General features: G+C 57.2%; 13 protein-coding genes. 5 read left to right on the top strand and 8 right to left on the bottom strand.

The genetic code is table 11. The features are described from left to right. The first annotated feature begins 134 nt into the window (after positions 1-134). On the top strand, positions 135-1,241 hold the full coding sequence (gene aguA, locus V6P94_RS02110) for an agmatine deiminase (RefSeq protein ID WP_338648986.1): 1,107 nt from the start codon (positions 135-137) through the stop codon (positions 1,239-1,241). A 149-nt stretch (positions 1,242-1,390) separates the two neighbouring features. On the opposite strand, the gene V6P94_RS02105 is transcribed toward aguA, so the two are convergent. Further along, a complete protein-coding gene (locus V6P94_RS02105; RefSeq protein ID WP_338648985.1) occupies positions 1,391-3,469 on the bottom strand; it encodes a TonB-dependent siderophore receptor in 2,079 nt (692 codons plus the stop codon). A gap of 257 nt (positions 3,470-3,726) precedes the next feature. Here V6P94_RS02105 and V6P94_RS02100 point away from each other — a divergent pair, with 257 nt between their 5' ends. Together V6P94_RS02100 and V6P94_RS02095 are read left to right on the top strand one after the other, a co-directional pair. Beyond that, positions 3,727-4,422, top strand: a complete 696-nt coding sequence (locus tag V6P94_RS02100) for a DsbA family protein (protein ID WP_326427591.1) — start codon at positions 3,727-3,729, stop codon at positions 4,420-4,422. Positions 4,423-4,672: 250 nt separating this feature from the next. Continuing rightward, positions 4,673-5,956 (top strand): OprD family porin, encoded by a 1,284-nt coding sequence (locus V6P94_RS02095; RefSeq protein ID WP_338648984.1) that lies wholly within the window; start codon positions 4,673-4,675, stop codon positions 5,954-5,956. Positions 5,957-6,145: 189 nt separating this feature from the next. Here V6P94_RS02095 and dsdC read toward each other — a convergent pair whose 3' ends face one another. The 6 genes from dsdC to V6P94_RS02065 form a co-directional block, all read right to left on the bottom strand. Further along, on the bottom strand, positions 6,146-7,093 hold the full coding sequence (dsdC, locus tag V6P94_RS02090; protein ID WP_338648983.1) for a DNA-binding transcriptional regulator DsdC: 948 nt from the start codon (positions 7,091-7,093) through the stop codon (positions 6,146-6,148). A gap of 83 nt (positions 7,094-7,176) precedes the next feature. Beyond that, the gene (gene dsdA / locus V6P94_RS02085; RefSeq protein WP_338648981.1) at positions 7,177-8,523 is read right to left on the bottom strand and encodes a D-serine ammonia-lyase; all 1,347 of its coding nucleotides are present in this window, start codon (positions 8,521-8,523) and stop codon (positions 7,177-7,179) included. Positions 8,524-8,566: 43 nt separating this feature from the next. Continuing rightward, a complete protein-coding gene (locus V6P94_RS02080; RefSeq protein WP_326397210.1) occupies positions 8,567-9,907 on the bottom strand; it encodes a gluconate:H+ symporter in 1,341 nt (446 codons plus the stop codon). 188 nt (positions 9,908-10,095) lie between these two features. Next, complete coding sequence (locus V6P94_RS02075) at positions 10,096-12,534, bottom strand: TonB-dependent siderophore receptor (RefSeq protein WP_338648979.1); 2,439 nt, start codon at positions 12,532-12,534, stop codon at positions 10,096-10,098. A gap of 112 nt (positions 12,535-12,646) precedes the next feature. Then, positions 12,647-13,594: a FecR domain-containing protein gene (locus V6P94_RS02070; RefSeq protein WP_338648978.1), complete on the bottom strand. Its 948-nt coding sequence runs from the start codon at positions 13,592-13,594 to the stop codon at positions 12,647-12,649. Next, positions 13,594-14,094, bottom strand: coding sequence for a sigma-70 family RNA polymerase sigma factor (locus V6P94_RS02065; RefSeq protein ID WP_133079038.1), 501 nt, complete (start codon positions 14,092-14,094; stop codon positions 13,594-13,596). The genes V6P94_RS02070 and V6P94_RS02065 overlap by 1 nt, the downstream gene beginning before the upstream one ends. A 404-nt stretch (positions 14,095-14,498) precedes the next feature. Here V6P94_RS02065 and V6P94_RS02060 point away from each other — a divergent pair, with 404 nt between their 5' ends. Both V6P94_RS02060 and V6P94_RS02055 read left to right on the top strand, forming a co-directional pair. Further along, on the top strand, positions 14,499-15,077 hold the full coding sequence (locus V6P94_RS02060; RefSeq protein WP_338648977.1) for a hypothetical protein: 579 nt from the start codon (positions 14,499-14,501) through the stop codon (positions 15,075-15,077). A gap of 58 nt (positions 15,078-15,135) precedes the next feature. Beyond that, positions 15,136-16,782, top strand: a complete 1,647-nt coding sequence (locus V6P94_RS02055; protein WP_338648976.1) for a hypothetical protein — start codon at positions 15,136-15,138, stop codon at positions 16,780-16,782. A gap of 39 nt (positions 16,783-16,821) precedes the next feature. Here the strand turns inward: V6P94_RS02055 and rffA are convergent, their stop codons facing one another. Beyond that, positions 16,822-17,973 (bottom strand): dTDP-4-amino-4,6-dideoxygalactose transaminase, encoded by a 1,152-nt coding sequence (rffA, locus tag V6P94_RS02050; RefSeq protein WP_338648975.1) that lies wholly within the window; start codon positions 17,971-17,973, stop codon positions 16,822-16,824. Between the last annotated feature and the right edge of the window lie 17 nt (positions 17,974-17,990).

Below are 17,990 nucleotides of genomic sequence, written 5' to 3'. Positions count from 1 at the left end.
TGATTTGATAAAAATTAATTTAATTGCAGATATTTATCGGCTATAAAGGCGCTTATCGTTGACGCGATGCAGACCTGCATCCATTGTCTTCATACATGACGCAATCAAAACCCCGACGCTTTCCAGGAGTCCAGATGACCACTTTGCACAGTTCGCCACGCGCTGACGGCTTTTACATGCCAGCCGAATGGGCTCCGCAGACCCAAACCTGGATGATCTGGCCTGAGCGTCCGGATAACTGGCGCCTGGGCGGCAAACCCGCGCAGGCTGCGCACGCTGCGGTGGCCAAGGCCATTGCGCGCTTTGAGCCGGTGACCGTCGGTGTATCGGCTGCCCAGTATGAAAATGCCCGTGCGCAACTCGATGAGCCGAATATTCGCGTGGTCGAGATGTCCAGCGACGATGCCTGGGTGCGTGACAGCGGCCCGACTTTTGTCATCAACGATCGCGGTGAAGTGCGCGGCGTGAACTGGGACTTCAACGCCTGGGGCGGGTTCGACGGCGGCTTGTACTTCCCGTGGAACCGCGATCAGCAAGTGGCCAGCAAGGTGCTGGAAATTGAACGTTGCCCGCGTTACTACACCGAAGGTTTTGTGCTTGAAGGCGGCTCGATTCACGTCGACGGCGAAGGCACGCTGATCACCACGGCCGAGTGCCTGATGAACCGCAACCGCAACCCCCATCTGTCGCGCGAAGAGATCGAAGACGTACTGCGTGCGCATCTGGCTGTGGACAAGATCATCTGGCTGGCGGACGGTCTGTTCAACGATGAAACCGACGGTCATGTGGATAACTTCTGCTGCTACGTCGCACCGGGTGAAGTGCTGCTGGCCTGGACCGACGACGAGCGCGACCCTAACTACGTGCGTTGCCACGCGGCGATGGACGTATTGGCAGCCAGCACCGACGCCAAGGGGCGTCCGTTCGTGGTGCACAAAATGCCGATTCCGGGACCGATGTATGCCACCCAGCAAGAGTGTGATGGCGTGGACAAGGTGGCGGGTAGCCAGGACCGCAACCCGTCGGAGCGTCTGGCCGGTTCTTACGTGAACTTCCTGATCGTCAACGGTGGCATCATTGCGCCGAGCTTTGACGACCCGATGGATGCGCAGGCCAAAGCGATCCTGCAAAACATCTTCCCGCAGCACGAAGTGGTGATGGTACCTGGCCGTGAATTGCTGCTGGGCGGCGGCAATATTCACTGCCTGACCCAGCAACAGCCCGCGCCGTTCAAGGCATAAGCGGCGCGGACCCTGTAGCCGCTGAGGAGCGTAGCGAGGCTGCGAAGCAGTCGTGAAATCATGCGTCTGGGCAGGTGAGATGCATTTTCACGATCGCTTCGCGACCGGACGCAGCCTTCGTTCCTCGTCAGCGGCTACAGAGGTACATTTTAAAACTTGTACGTCCCCGTCATCACCAGGCTGCGTGGTTCGCCCGGCATGATCTGCGCTGCGCTGGTGGCTGACTCATAGTAATAACGGTCAGTCAGGTTGGTCAGCGCACCGCTCACATCCCAGTCTTTTTCGCGATAGCCCGCCAACGCATCCCAGCGCCCGTAACCCGGCAATATCGTGGTGTTCATGTTGTCTGCATAACGCTGGCCTACCAGGGTCAGGCCCGTTTCGGCATACCAGCCCATTTCCGGTTTCCAGGTAATGAACAGGCTGCCATTGCGCTTGGCCACGCCGTTGATGCGCTTGCCCTCGAAACCGTTATTGTCCTTGACCACTGTTGCGTCCTGCAGGCCAATGCCGCCGCGCATGTACCAATTGCCGCCGAGTTTGCCGCTGGCCGTCAGCTCAATGCCCCGTGAACGTTGCAGGCCGGAAAGCAGGGTAATGGTCGGATCTAACGGGTCCTTGGTGCGACGGTTATAGAGCTCAAGCTCGTACACCGCCAGCGTCGTACTCAGGCGATCCCCCATCCAGTCGCTTTTCACGCCGATTTCTTTCTGCTTGGTCAGCTCCGGGCTCAGGTCATTGGTGTTGCCGGCCGCCCCCGGGGTGATGCCGATCAGGCCGCCGCCCACCGGCGAGAACGTTTTGGTCCAGGACGCGTAAAACGAGTGGTTCTCCAGCGGGGTCCAGACCACGCCCAGGCGCGGGCTGGTGCTGTGGCTTTGGCGGTCTTCAGTACGGTCGGTTTTTTTCAGGTAGTTGGTGGACTCGATATCAAAGCGGTCATAGCGCAATCCAGCCAGTACCTGCCATTGATCGTTGAAGCGAATCTGATCCTGAACATACAGGCCCTGGCTTTCGACTTCGGTATGGCTGTCGCTGAATGTGGGCATCGCTCCAGTCGTGCGCAGGTTGCGGTCCGGGTTGTACAGATCAACCGAGGGTGCACTCAGGGCTTTGTAGAGCTTCGGGTCGCGACGCTGACTGCCGATTTCCAGACCGGTCAGCAGGCGGTGCTCAAGACCAAAGGTGTCAAAGCCGCCTTCGATCTCGACGTTGTTGAATATGTTTCGAGTGCTCATGTCCTGCTGCCAGCTCTGACGATCGACCCTGTTGGTGATTGGGTTGTAGCCGGTCAGGTAGGTGTTTTCGAACTCACTGTCGAGTTTGAACACGCCAAGGGTATGACGCAGTTGCCAGTTTTCGCTCAACTCATAACTCAGGCGTGAGCGCAGGTTCTGGGTTTTGTCATCGATGTAATCGTTTTTCCCGCCGTACGACGTGTCGCGGCTGACGTCGGCAGGGCGCCCGTTGATGCTCGGGATACCGCGATCCGGGGTGCGGTTGTAGCGGCTGTATTCGTACTGCACCAGCCAGTTCAGATCCGGGGTGATTTGCCAGCTCATCGAAGGTGCGAACAGCTGACGATTGCCGCTGACGTTATCGCGAAAGCTGTTTTTGTCTTCATTGCCCATGTTCAGGCGCAGGCTGATGGTGTCGCTCGGGTCGGTGCTGAGGTCGGCGTACAGGCTGCGCAAATCCTCGCTGCCGCCTTGGGCCTGGATGCTCGACTGGCGGCCGAACTGCGGCATCTTGCTGACGCGGTTGATGATCCCGCCCTGGCTGCCGCGGCCATACAGCACGGCCGCCGGGCCTTTAAGCACTTCAATGCGCTCGATGTTGTGCAGGTCGCGCACGTATTGGCTGTCGTCGCGAATACCGTCCAGATAAAAGTCGTTGCTGGCGTCAAAACCACGGATGCGAAGGCTGTCGAAACGGGTATCGGCCGTGCTGCTGACGTTGGGAATCCCGCTCAGTGCCTCGCCCAGGCTATTGATTCCGTAATCGAGGACGTTGCTGGTTTTGACTGAATCAATGGCTTGCGGGACATAGCGCGCCGGAGTCGATGTTCGGGTGGCAGTGGTGACGTCCTTGACCCGTGGGTCATCGTCTTGCGCTTCGGTTGCGCTGATCGACAGTTCGGGAAGTACGGTGGCAGCGTTGCCAAATCCGGCGTACAGCAAAGCGCACAGCCCCAGATTCAAGGGCGTTAAACGGCGGGGGGAGAGCATGGTTGAGGAGTGTCCGGGCGGTTGAGAGGAGAGTTATATTTTTAGGGTGCGAATGGTAATGGTTCTTGTTACTTGATGTTAAGAATTAGCAATTACGCCGCCTGTAAATATGTATCTGTTTGTTTCTTGCGCCTGTGACCCGCTCCGCACCTGATTTGCCCGGTTCGCGAAACACACTAAAAGCCATGCCGGCGTTTTTCCTCTCGCCCCGCAAGGCTAGGCTGGTGCACTGAGTGATTGATTTTTCGGAGCGAACCATGACTGCCACACCCGTGCTGCATTACATCTACGACCCCTTGTGCGGTTGGTGCTATGGCGCCAAGCCGCTGATTGACGCAGCACGAGGCATTTTGCCAGTCGTTGCCCATGGCGGCGGGATGATGACCGGTGCCCAGCGCCAGCCGGTGTCCGCGCAATTGCGCGATTACGTGATGCCCCACGATTTGCGTATTGCGCAGTACACCGGGCAACCGTTTGGCGAGGCCTACTTTGAAGGGTTGTTGCGTGACACCACTGCCGTGTTCGATTCGGCGCCGCCAACCACGGCCGTGCTGGCCGCTGAGCAGTTGGCCGGTCGCGGTCTTGAGATGTTGGGACGCTTGCAAACGGCGCATTACGCAGACGGGCGGCGGATTGCCGATCAAGACGTGCTCATGGCGGTGGCTGCCGAAATGGGCCTGGAGGTCGAGGGGTTTCGCGCAGCTTATGACGCGGCGAGTGGCGAATTGACCCAAGCGCATTTCAAGGCCAGTCGCGGGTTGTTGTCCCGTGTTGGTGGCCAAGGCTTTCCGACTGTGGTTCTGGAAAAGTCCGGTCAATACCAGGTGATCGACCTGGGGCCGTATCTGGGCAAGCCAGAAGCCTTTGTTGCCTGGCTGCTTCAGCATGATGGCGTGAGCGTTGAACACCCAAACGGTCTAGTGCCAGCCTGTGGCGTGGATGGTTGTCAGTAACAATTTTTGACACTTCGATCAAAACTTCTGGATGTGAAGGCAATTAACAAATTTTTCACGAAATTGACACCTTGCCTTCACGACGGCTAGGATTCTCGCCAACGCCTGTGGCGATAAGCCATACACCAACTTTGTGAAAGGCCTGTATTGAGTTGTCATGCAGGTCTTTTTTGTTATGTGAAGCAACCACCACTCAATGTTTCAGCTTGATATCCACAGCGCGCCTCTATTCAGGAATAAGGAAAATAATATGTTGAACAAACGGATAGGTCTGCTCGCTTTGGGCGTACTCAGTGCTTCCCAGGCCATGGCTAACGATCAAGCTGATGCAAAAGGTTTTGTAGAAGACAGTCACCTCAATGTATTGGCGCGCAACGCCTACATCAGCCGTGACTACAAGAATGGCAAACAAGATAAAGCTGAGTGGGGCCAAGGCTTCCTCGGCACCTTCAGCTCGGGCTTCACCCAGGGCACCGTAGGCGTGGGTGTGGATGCTTTCGGCATCTACGCACTGCGTCTGGACGGCGGCCGTGGCAAAAGCGGCGCGGGCGGTATCGACTTCTTCAAGCAAGGCGCCAGCGGCAAAGCAGCTGACGACATCGCCAAGGCTGGCGCTGCAGTGAAAGTGCGTGTGTCCAACACGGTGCTCAAGTACGGCGACCAAATGCCTGCGCTGCCGGTGCTGATGTACGACAACTCCCGTCTGATGCCAGAAAGCTTCACCGGTACCCTGTTGACCTCCAAGGAGATCAACGGCCTGGAACTGAACGTCGGTCGTTTCACCGCAGAGTCGCGCAAGAGTGCTGAAGCGCGTGACAGCGGCGACCTGAAAAGCATCAACGTGTTTGGCGGTAGCTACAAGTTCACCGACAACCTGTCGGCGTCCCTGTACGGCTCCGAGATGGAAGACGAGCTGCGCAAGCAATACGTGGGCGTGACCTACGCGCTGCCGCTGCAAGACAAACAGTCCCTGACGTTTGACTTCAACGGCTACCGCACTCACGTCAACGATGACTACGCACGTGACGTGCTGAAAGTTGACGGCCAGGACAACAAGATCTGGAGCCTGGCGACCACCTACGGCTTTGGCGCACATACCGTGACCCTGGCTTACCAGAGCAGCACCGGCGAAATCGGCTACCCGTACGGCGGCTACCGCAACGCAGGCGGCGTGGGTGATGGCGGCAACACCATCCTGCTGGCCAACTCCTACTGGTCCGACTTCAACGCCAAGGACGAACGTTCGTGGCAGTTGGGTTATGGTTTCGACTTCGGCGCCGTTGGCATCCCGGGCCTGACCTACAACATCGCCTACGTGCGCGGCACCAACATCGACGACGGTTCCGACCGTGGCCGTGGTACCGAGCGCGAAATCTTCAACCAGGCCAAGTACGTTGTACAAAGCGGCCCGGTCAAGGACCTGAGCGTGCGTCTGCGCGGCTCGTGGTTGCGCGTGTCGAGCAACGCCAGCGACTACAACGTCGGCGGCAACGAAGTACGTGTATTTGTTGATTACCCGATCAGCATTTTCTGATGGGACCGGCCTGTCAAGCAGGCCGGACATCTGAACAAAAAAGCCCCGACTGGTTCGGGGCTTTTTTTTGCCGAGCCAGCGAAGGCCCTCCCACCGACGGGCCCAGTTCATCCGAGCCTGGCAGGGACCATTGTGGGAGCGGGCTTGCTCGCGATGCAGGCGGCGCGGTCTGTCAGGTAAACCGTATTGTCAGGGTGATGACGATTCCTGAGCGCACTCGTGTAACCAGTTCATAAGTACCTGTAATCGTTTGGGCACTGTCCTGAGCGGTGGGTGAACCAGGTAATAGTCATAGTGGCCGCACTGGCTGAAACCGCCGAAGGGCAGGACCAGCTCGCCACGATCAACCCGTTTTTGCACCAGTTGCTGGCGTCCGATGGCGATGCCTGCGTGGCTCATGGCCGCTGTCACGCTCAGGTCGGAACGGTCGAAGGTCAGGGTCCGTTTTGGCAGTGCCGACAGCAGGTTGTGTTGTTCGGCCCACAGCGTCCACTCGGCATCATAGGCCGCATGATCCCAGGCCAGGGAGTCGTGCAATGTGGTGCAGTTGCTCAGATTGTGCGGGTTTTCATTCAGGCGATGGCGTTGCGCATACTCAGGGCTGCAGACAGGCGCCATGCGTTCGCGCATCAATCGCTGGCTTGTGAGACCGGGAAATTCGCCGTTGGCGTAATACAAGGCCAAGTCAATCTTGCGCGTGCGAAAGTCGACATTGTCATTGCCTACCCGCAGGTCCAATGAGACCAGCGGGTAGCGCTCAATAAAGTCGGCCAGTCTGGGCACCAGCCAGCACTGGGCGACCGAAGGCCTGGCATAGAGCGCAATTGAACCGGCAATTTCTGCCTGTGATGACTGTTCAAGCGCCTCGGACAATTCCCCCATCGCACTTTGGAGAATTTCGAAAATTCGCTCGCCTTCGTCAGTCAGGCTGACCTGACGCGTAAGGCGCTGGAACAACTTCATGTTCAACGCGGTTTCCAGCCGACTGATGCGGTGGCTTACGGCGCTCGCGGTCAAACACAGTTCCTGCGCCGCACGGGCAAAACTCAGATGACGGGCAGCCACCAGAAAGGTGTGGAGGTTGGCGAACTGGGTGCTGTTGAGCCTGGAGCTGATACGGGGAGGCAGGTTAAGCACGGCGGGTTTCCCTCAAGCCAAAGGCTGACTTCTTACGGGATGTGGCAATACGTGCATCTTGCCACATCCGCTTTGCGCGTGAATCAGCCCAGCAGCTCACGACCCTTGGCCAGATACGCCTCCATTTCGTCAGCAGGCACCATATTGCCGCCCGTTGCCCAGACCAGATGGGTGGCGTTGCTCATGGCCTGCGTGTCCAGCCCGATGCGGGCCAGATAGCCTTGCTGGTCGGCCTGGACCCTGGCAATGCCGGGTACGCCCGCCAGCGCGGAAGGCTCAAGGCGCAGGCCTTCGCTGCGTTCCATCAGTGCCAGCAAGCTGTACATTTCTTCGTCGCTGACGGTGTAGAAACCGTCCAGCAAACGCTGCATGGCCTTGCCCACAAAACCGGAGGCCCGGCCTACTGCCAGGCCGTCAGCGGCCGTCACGTTATCTATGCCGAAATCCTGCACGCTGACTTCGTCGTGGAGCCCGGTGTGGACGCCAAGCAGCATGCAGGGTGAGTGAGTCGGTTCGGCGAAGATGCAGTGCACGGCGTCACCGAAGGCCAGCTTCAGGCCGAAAGCCACGCCGCCGGGCGCGCCACCCACGCCGCAGGGCAGGTACACAAACAGGGGATGTTGCGCATCCACGGTGATGTGCGCCGCCGCCAATTGCTGCTTCAAGCGCTCACCGGCCACCGCGTAGCCGAGGAACAGATTGACCGAGTTTTCATCGTCGACGAAATGGCAGGCAGGATCGGACTCCGCTTGCTGGCGCCCCTGGGCCACGGCCACGCTGTAATCGCTTTCGTACTCGACCACCGTTACGCCATGTGAACGCAGCTTGTCTTTCTTCCATTGCCGGGCATCGGCCGACATGTGCACGGTCACCTGGAAGCCCAGTGCGGCGCCCATGATGCCGATCGACATGCCGAGGTTGCCGGTGCTGCCCACGGCGATTTTGTACTGGCCGAAAAAGGCCCGTGCCTTGTCGCTGTGCAGCAGCGCGTAGTCGTCGTCGAGGGTCAGTAACCCACCGGCCAGGGCCAGGTCTTCGGCATGCTTGAGCACTTCATAGATCCCGCCACGGGCCTTGATCGAGCCCGAAATCGGCAGATGGCTGTCGCGCTTGAGCCACAGCGCGCCGTTCAGGGGGTGCCCATAACGCTGGGCGAGCAACGGCTGAAGTTGTGCCAGGGGCACGATGTCCGATTCGATAATGCCGGCGCTGCATTCGGTTTCAGGGAAGGCGCGGCGCAGGTACGAAGCAAATCGCGACAACCGGGCGCTGGCATCGGCGACATCGGCGCTGGTCAGCCCTGGATCGGCAATGGCCTGGGCGACAGGAGCCACGCCGGGGTTGAACCAGGTGGTCTCTTGCAGCGCGACCAGATCGCGTATCAGCGGATAGCTGGCGTACCAGCTTTCAAGTGTTCTGCCCAAAATCATGTCGGGGTCCCTTTAAACGATCAGTCTGAAAATACGGATTGAATCAAACAAAGCGCGCCAGCAGCAGGGTCAGGCCCAATGCGACCGACGACGCCAGTACCGTGGCGGTGGTGAAGGTTTTCAGGGCGTCGGTCAGCGAGACGCCCAGGTACTCCTTGACCACCCAGAAGGCCGAGTCGGTGACATGGGTCCAACCCATTGCCCCGGCACCGATGGCGATACAAATAATCTCCTTGCTCACGGTCGGATGCGCGCCGAGCATGGGCAGCACCATGCCTGCGGCACTGATCATGGCCACTGTTGCCGAACCGACGGCGAAGTGCATCAAGCCGGCCACCAGCCACGCCAGAACAATGGGGTTCATATTCAATTGGGTCAACGAGGCGGACAACGCGTTACCCACGCCGCTGTCGATCAGGATGCCATTGAATGCGCCTCCGGCGCCGATGATCAGCAGGATACTGGCCAGCGGCGGAAAACTTTTTTGCGTGTAGTTGAGCAGGTCGGACATGGACAAGCCGCGACGCAGGCCCAGCGCCCAATAGGCAAACACCACGGCAATGGACAGTGCGATCAGGGGTGTACCCAGAAACGAAATCACGCTGAATGCCGTGGAATCATGTGGCAGACCGGCAGCGAAACTTTTGCCGACCATCAGCAGCAACGGCAGGGCAATGGTCAGCAGAGTGACGCCAAGGCCCGGTAAGTCACGGGTTTTGCTGTCATCACAATGTTCGTTCAAAAAGGCTTCTTGAGTGGCTGGCGCTTCGGGTTTGCACACCAGCTTGACCCACAGCGGCCCGGCAATGATCGCAGTCGGCAGCGCGACGATCAGACCGTACATGATCACTTTGCCCACATCGGCGCCCAGCATCCCGGTAATCGCCATTGCGGCGGGGTGGGGCGGCAACATGCAATGAACGGCCATCAGCGACACGGCCAGCGGTACGCCCAGGTACAGAAGATTGATTCTGGTTTCTTTGGCGACCACATAGATAAGCGGAATCAGCAGGACGAAACCCACCTCGAAAAACACCGGGATGCCGGCTATGAATCCGACCAGCATCATGGCCCACGAGGCGCGCTCTTTACCCAGGGCCCTCAACAGTGCCTGTGCGATGCGCTCCGCGCCGCCGGACTCTTCCAGCATCTTGCCCAGAATCCCGCCCAGGCCAATGATCGTTGCCAGAAACCCGAGGGTTCCACCAACACCCGCTTCATACGACGAAGCAATTTTTGCCAGTGGCATGCCTGAACCGATCCCCACCACAAAGCTCGCAGCGGTCAGGGCTAGAAAAGCATGGACGCGGACTTTGACGATGAGAAAAACGATCAGGGCGATGGCGCAAAACAACACCAGCAATAGAGTGGGACCGCTGTGCATGGGAGATCTCCGGGAAGCGCTTTTATTGTTGAAATAAGTGATCGGAGTCACTTTGCTTCCGGCAATTAGAAGGCACCGCTCGAAGGGCTGACAAAGGATGGTTTTTCACGGGACAGGTGATGTGGGGTCATCTGTTCGAGAGCAATGGTGGGAGCGAGCCTGCTCGCTCCCACAGCCGGATCTGGGCGTCAGAAATCCCAGCGAGTGGTCAGCATGAAGTTGCGTGGCTCGCCATAAATCGCCGAGTTATAGAACCCGATGTTGGTGTAGTAGTACTTGTCGAAAACGTTATTGACGTTGAGCGTGGTCGACAGGTTTTCAGTGAATTGATAACGGGTCATCAGATCCACAATCCAGTAGGGCTTTTGCGAGAAGTCTTCGTACCTGTCCTTGGGGCTGTTGTACATCTCTTGCCAGGCGGTGCTCTGCCAGCGTGCGCCACCGCCCACGGAGACCTTGTTCAGGTCGCCCTTGAGTTTGTAGATGGTGTAGAAACTGAGCTGGTCTTCGGGTTCAAAGGTCGAAATCTTTTTGCCCGTGTCATCGCGCACCACCTTGTGGGTGTATCCGCCCTGCAGGCTCCAGCCAGGGCTCAGCTCACCGGATATTTCCAGCTCGTAGCCCTTGGTTTTTGCCGAGGTGCCCTTGAAAGCGTAGTTGGGCGGGGTGGGCGACAAATTATTCCAGGCATCATCGGGGATGGGGCGATTGCTTTCCTTGACTTCAAAGTACGCCAGGCTGGCGTTCAGGCGGCCATCGAAAAACTCGCTCTTGAGGCCGATTTCATAGTTTTCACCCTCGTCCGGATCAAGCATCTTGCTGTTGCGATCCAGATTGTAGAACTCCTGGGGCATGAATACATCGGTGTAGCTGGCGTACGCCGTCAAGTAGTCTGTCAGGTCATAGGTGACACCCGCGTAGGGGATCAGGCGCCCCGACTCGCGGTAAGTGTTGGTGGTGCCGGTGAGGGTGTAGTTGACCACTCGACCGCCCAGAAAGACTTTCAAGTCATCGGTGACATTCAGGCGTGTGGTGGCGTACATGCCTGTCTGGCGCACGGTGTCGTCGCTGATTTGGGACGCGCTGCCCCAGTCAGGTTTGGCCAGGTGCCCGTCCCAGTTAAAGTAATCGACGAGGTTGGGTGTGGAGAACGTGACGTCCCAGTAGCCTTTGCCTTTCCAGTTCGCGGTACTGATCGAGCCACCCAGCACCAGTTCATGCTCTCGGCCCAGAAAATCGTAGGGACCACTGACATAGATGTCAGCCGCGTCGCTGACGGTTTCGCCCTTGTAGCGCTGTGCGTTGATTTTGGCGGTGCCATCAGCGGCAGGCTGGTTGAACTGGATGGCCCCTAGCTGGGCATCGTAGCCATTGATCTTGTGGTCCAGTTGCAGCTTGCCCACCCAGCCACTGCCAAGATCCTGTTCCAGGGTCGCGAAGACGGTGCGGGTGTATTGCTGCCAACTGCTCCAGTCGGTGGCGTTGCTGAACGAGCGTTTGGCGCTGTTGATCTCGCCCGCGTAGTTGTAGAGCGGAAAACTCCCCGACCAGGTAGAGCCCTGGGGTTTGTTGTCCTGATAGTCGGCACCCACGGTCAGCAATGTGTCGGGTGTCACGTCGACTTCGAGGATGCCGTAGAACACCGAACTCTGGTTCGAGTAGCGGTCGATATACGACTGCCGGTCCTGATAGGCCGCGACTGCGCGACCTCGCACATTTCCGGTTTCGGTCAATGGGCCGCTGAGGTCCACTTCCGTGCGGTAGTTGTCCCAGGAACCTGCGCCTGCGGTGATATGGCCGTGAAAATCGCTGGTGGGTTTTTTGCGCACCAGGTTGATGGTGCCCCCCAGCGACCCCGCACCGCTGAGCAGGCCGGAGGCGCCCTTCAGCACCTCGATGCGGTCATAGATCGCCATGTCACTCAGGGTGTTGCCCGCCGAGTAGGCAACGTTGCGCACGGCGGAGGGAATGCCGTCGTACTGGAAGTTGTTGATCGAAAAACCGCGGGAGTAGTAGTTGGTCCGGTCAGTGTCATAGGCGGATACGGTGATGCCGGGTGTATGGCGCATCACGTCGTCGACATTGTCGAGTGCGAAGTCATCCATGTGCTGACGGGTGATCACGCTGATCGATTGCGGCGTTTCCCGGGGTGTCAGTACCAGGCGGGTGGCCGTTGCAATAGCCCCAGGCGTGTAGGAACCGGTACCTTCGGTCACTGTGCCCAACTGGTTGGTGATGACTTGAGTGGCTCCCAACTCCAGCGCCGAGTCAGTGGCGTGAGCGACCAGAACATAGCCTCCGTTGCTCTGGCGCTGCGCTTGCAGCCCGCTGTTGGCGAGCAGGCGGTCCAGACCTTCCTCGACGCTGTATGAACCCTCAAGCCCGCCGGTGTTGAGGTGTCGGGCCTGTTCAGTGTCGAACGAAATAGTGACCCCTGCCTGTACGCCAAATTGGGTCAGTGCATTGCCCAGGGGGCCGGGGGCAATCTGATAAACCGTCTGGCTTTGCGCGAAGGCCTGAGTGGGCATAAGTGCCAGACCGGACAGGCTGGCAAGGGACGCACCCAGCACTGCCAGGCGAACAGCGCGCCTTATATTAGGGGTGGCATGGAGGGGGAGCGGGGGCATTCGGTGATCCTTGCGTTGTCATGGCAGAATTTCGCTGTAGTCGCGACTTATGTCATTGACGGATGAGAATCGAAATCAGCAAGGTTAAAGTTCAAAACAATAGGGCCTGAGCTTATGCCGGTTCGACACTGGCCCAGTAGCGAGTCAGGAAACGCACTTTCACCGGCAGGGTTTTACCCAGGTTCTCCAGTATCGTTTCGGTGTCATCGATACGAAACGCCCCCGAGATACGCAGGCCCTGAACGGACGAAGCGCAGCGCAGTACGCCCGGGCGATAACGTCCCAGCGCCTCGATAAAGTCGCCCAGGCGCCAGTCGTCCACGCTCAACATGCCCTTGACCCAGGCCGTTGAGGCAGAAGGCAAATCCTCGATTGCATCGACTTCATCACGATCGAAAGTGACTTGTTGCCCGGCCTCGAGGCGCACGGGCTGATCGCTGTGCCCGTGCGGACGAATCTCCACTGCCGATTGCTCTACGCCGACCCGCGTCTGTTCGGGCAACTGGCGAACACTGAACCGGGTGCCGAGGGCGCGCACGCTACCGTCCTGAGTGTGGACGATAAATGGACGCTGGTCAGGGTCCTTGGCGGTCTGCACCAGAATTTCGCCGCGATGCAGGCGGATCAGCCGTTGTGTTGAATCGAAGTGGATATCCAGTGCGGTGTCGACGTTCAGTTCCACTTGCGAACCATCGTCCAGGCGCAGTGAGCGTCGTTCGCGGATGTGGGTGCGGTGCTCGGCAAGCATCGAGCGATATGGCACGTGCTCCGCCGCCAGCCATGAACTGCTGCCTGCGGCCAACAACAGGCCCACTATTTTCAGCACATCGCGGCGTTGAGCTTTCGCGGCATCGAGACTGGTAAGGGCGGCTTCCTGGGGCATCATTGCCCATTGGCGCTGGAACCTTTCGAGCCGCGCCCAGGCCGCTTCATGTTGCGGGCTGGAGGTCAGCCAGGCTTGCCAGGCACGGGTGCGGGTCTCGTCGGCAGTACCGTCATTGAGCTGCACGTACCAGGTGGCAGCAGCCTCGAGCGCCTTGAGGTCCGGGGAAGGGGGCATCAACTGTCGACCAGCAACAGGCAGCGGGTCATGGCGCGAATCAAATGGTTTTTCACCGTTGTAACCGACACCATGAAGCGCTCGGCGGCGGCAACATAACTCAAGCCTTCGAGCTGCACGGCGAGGAAAATTTCCCGTGTTCTGGGGCCCAGTTCATCGAGCAGGCTGTCGATAGAAATCAGCGTTTCGATAATCGACAGGCGTACCTCGGGCGAAATATCCACAGGTTCGGGCTTGAGTGCCAGCGCCTGCAGATAGGCTTGCTCAATGGTGCGGCGACGAACCTTGTCGATCAACAGCGAGCGGGCGATCGCACTCAGATAACCACGCGGCTCACGAATGGGAATGTCATGACGTGCCGTCATGACCCGCAGGAACGTGTCCTGGGCCAGGTCGCAGGCATCCGCCGTATTGCCCAGACGCACGCGCAACCAGCCCTTTAGCCAACTGTTGTGATCGCTGTACAACCGATGAAGCACTGAAGGGTCGAGCGCCGACATAATGAGGCAACCAAAATGTAATTGGTAATCGATCGCATTATTGTGATGGCAGAGTGTTTATGCAAGGGGGTTTTCGGACCTGAAGGCAATCGAGCACAGCGGTAACGCCGATTACCCGGTAATCACCGAGGCCAAGCGAGTGATCATTGATTCGCAGTGTGCTGGCCCGTTGCAATCCTGCCCGAGTGCCCAAAGTTCATCCGCCGTTTCCGGCAAGCATAAGCTGTTGCAATACCTGATGTTGGTTATGGTCTCCCCCAAAACAGTGTAAAACTATGGCGTAGCTTATGAGTTCTGGAAGTCAGTGTAGGAAGTCCTTCTACCGGGTCACTGATTTATTCATGGATATGAGTAACCAGGGGCTTCCTGGTTTGTAAACGAGCCTGAGGGCGTAGCCGCAATCAATGAAAAAAAAACTTCTGATTTATGGGTCTACAGAGTTTGGGTCCGTTGTGCGTGAGCTGGTGCGGCACTGCGGCGCGGATTTCGGCGGGTTTGTCGATGACTGGCATGTCGGAGCGGGTATTCTCGGCACGCTGGCAGACGTTATTCAAAAATGCCGACCTGAAGAGTATGACTTTGCCCTTGCCATCGGTTACAAGCATCTTGAAGCGAGGCAGCGTAAATACCATGAGTTGTTGGCTCACGGCTACAGCCTACCGCCGCTCATTCACCCTCAGGCTTATGTAAGCGACAGTACAACGATTGGAAGTGGTGCCATGATCATGGCACGTGCAGTTCTCGACATAAGGACGCATATAGGGGACTTGGCTGTCGTATGGCCTGGGGCCGTGATCAATCATGACTGCACTGTAGACGGGAACACATTTATTTCTCCAAACGCCACTCTATGTGGTCATTCCCGTATTGGATCAGATACTTTCATCGGAGCTGGCGCTGTGGTGGTCGACCATACAACTGTGCCAAGTGGTTCTTTCATCAAGGCGGGATCGGTATTCGTCCTGAAGACGACCCGTAGCTAAATATCAGACGCACCAAATTAATCACATACATTATCTCCGGGCAGCCAGGCATTTTTCTATGAGTGACGTTGCAAATACAAAAATTTTACTTCTGATGCCCATGGTGCTGATCGGTGCGCTGCTAAGCGGAGTATTTCTTCCGGTTTACTCGGATGAGATCATGAACAAGTTCAGCATGGCCCGTTTTTTCTTGGAAAACGGGCAGATGCTCTCGTTTTTCCCACAATGCGCCACAACTGTCGGACACGGTGTAGCTTGGGTCTTTTATCCGGCAGCGATACTTATTTCTTCAGTGTATGCCTACTTAGAGCCATTAGGCGTACGAGTGAGTGGTGTTGTGCTTGCACTGATGTGGTTTGCACTTTTGGCTTACTGGTGTCGTCGGCAGTCACTAGAGCGATGGGTTGGGAGCTTCACCTTGCTGGCTTCCTTCGCAGCCCTTGGAGTCATGCCGTATCTCTGGGTGATGTCTCGTCCCGAGCAATTTATGTTATTGCCGATTTTACTTTTTTGCATATTGGCGCTGTATCCCCTCAGGCCGAGCAGTAAAGGGCAACAATTGGTCATCATGGCCGTGCTGGCCCTATTGATGTCAGTATTTTTCTATGCGCACCCCAAGAGCTTATTCTTTACTCCGTTCTTTCTTGCGGCCACTTGGATCGCAACTCGAAACTTCAAACTGATAATTCGTGCTGGCCTACTTCTCTATGTAATTGCGTTGAGTGCGCAGGTGTTGCTTGATGCCAGCCTCTTAGGGCAGTGCCAGGATGCCCCAGCTGTTCAGTCGATACTTTCTGCCAACAGCCTGATGCCTGGAACGCTGTTGAGCGATCCTCTAGAGTTCTTTGGAACTGCTTGGGAAAATATACGCAAGTTTCCCCGTCGCATGCTTCTTCACTTGACCTTCAATCCGACATTTCAATCGGGGTGGCTACCACCCTTGACAGAAAGTTCAGGGCTGTTGTTCTGGTTGAACCCGCTCATTCGTTTCACACTGCTGAGTCTGGTGGTGTGCAGCCACTTGCTGGCGATAGGACTGGCTGTGGTATTCCTGGTGCGTCGACGGATTTCGGTGCCCCTCTTTCTGGCGGCCTTGCTGGCTGCGGGCGATCTAATAAATATCACCCTGTATAAGCTTCAGAATTTCTATTCCGGCATCCAATATATTCCGCTGTCTATTGTTATTGTTGCCTTGCTCTTCCATTGTTTTCCTGCTGTCAGGTCACGACTGTCAGGCACCGTAACGGGACGCCTGACTCTGTTGTCTGCAGTTGGCCTTTCGCTGGTTTCATTGTTCACACTGTTCTATTTGATAACGCCGAATCTTCTACGCAATGCCGATTATGCAAGCGCCAGTATTCCTGGTCAGCCGTTGTCCATACCGGTACTTGGCGTGCAAGCACACCTGGATTCGATCAGGGAGCTGGGTCAGTCTTGCCATATTCCGACGGATCTAGCTGAGCATGTAGTGGTGGATCACATGACTTACTTTGCCTACCTGAAAGATCGCAGTCCTGTGCATGTTCTGTACATTTCGAAGTTTGGTTACGGCGGTGACCTGCTCAATGGCAAGTTATTGCCGTTTCTCAAAGAAAGAAATAGTCCGGGTCTGATCACCCGCTGTGAGTGGGTACCTGATGAGTTTCGAGATACCCAGCGTCAGAATGACCGTGGTTATTGCTGCGTCGATTTTGGTGCCAGGTAGGGCCAGGCCCCTGCAGCGCAGGGGCACTTAGTGGGCGCTTTACTTAGATGAATTGCAAAGCGCTGCCACTAGCACAGTAATAACGCGATTTTGCTGTTCGGTCGTTAACCCGATCCACAATGGTAATCGGATAAGCCGTTCCGATTGCCGGTCGGTCACGGCCATTGCGCCATGAACCCTGCCATAGCGTTTGCCAGCTGGCGACGAATGCAGTGGTACATAGTGAAACACGGAGTGAACGCCCGCATTTTTTAGTGCGTCGAGTACCGCCTGGCGATCAATCTGCGAGTCCAGCAGTACATAGTACATGTGCGCATTGTGGGTGCATTCAGCGGGTATGACTGGACGCCTGAGCAAACCCTTATGTTCCAAAGGAGCCAGGGCATCATGATAATGGTGCCAACAGGCCAGGCGCTGTTCAGTGATGTTTTTGGCTTCCTCCAGTTGGGCCCAGAGGAATGCCGCGATCAATTCGCCAGGCAGGAATGATGAGCCGACCTCTTGCCAGGTGTACTTGTCCACTTCACCTCGAAAAAAGCTGCTGCGATCTGTGCCTTTTTCGCGAATGATCTCAGCACGCCGGGCCAAATCCGGGTTGTTGACCAGCAGAGCGCCGCCTTCGCCCGATATGACATTTTTGGTTTCGTGGAAGCTCAATGCACCAAGGCTGCCAAGGCTGCCCAAAGGCCGGCCTTTGTAGCAGGCCATGATGCCTTGTGCGGCATCCTCGACAATGTGCAAACCATATCGTTGAGCAATCGCCAGAATGCTGTCCATCTCGCAGGCCACACCTGCATAGTGCACGGGAACAATCACTCGGGTGCGCGGGGTGATTGCTGCCTCGATCAACCGCTCGTCGAGATTCAGCGTGTCTTCACGAATATCAACAAACACCGGTACGCCGCCACGCAGCACAAACGCGTTGGCAGTGGATACGAAGGTATAGGACGGCATGATGATCTCATCGCCGGGTTGAATATCCAGGAGAAGGGCAGCCATTTCCAGTGCCGCAGTGCAAGAGTGAGTCAGCAGTGCCTTGTTGCAACTGGTGGTGTTTTCCAGCCACTGGTGACAGCGTTTGGTGAACGGGCCATCTCCTGCCAGCATATTCCCAAACTTGGCTTCGGCGATGTAATACAGCTCCTTGCCGGTCATGTGAGGTCGATTAAATTGGATTTTTCCGCTATCCATCGCAGTGTTCCAAGAAG

The organism is Pseudomonas sp. ML2-2023-3 (genome assembly GCF_037055275.1).
Classification (GTDB): domain Bacteria; phylum Pseudomonadota; class Gammaproteobacteria; order Pseudomonadales; family Pseudomonadaceae; genus Aquipseudomonas.
This window is presented reverse-complemented; position numbering and strand designations above follow the sequence as displayed.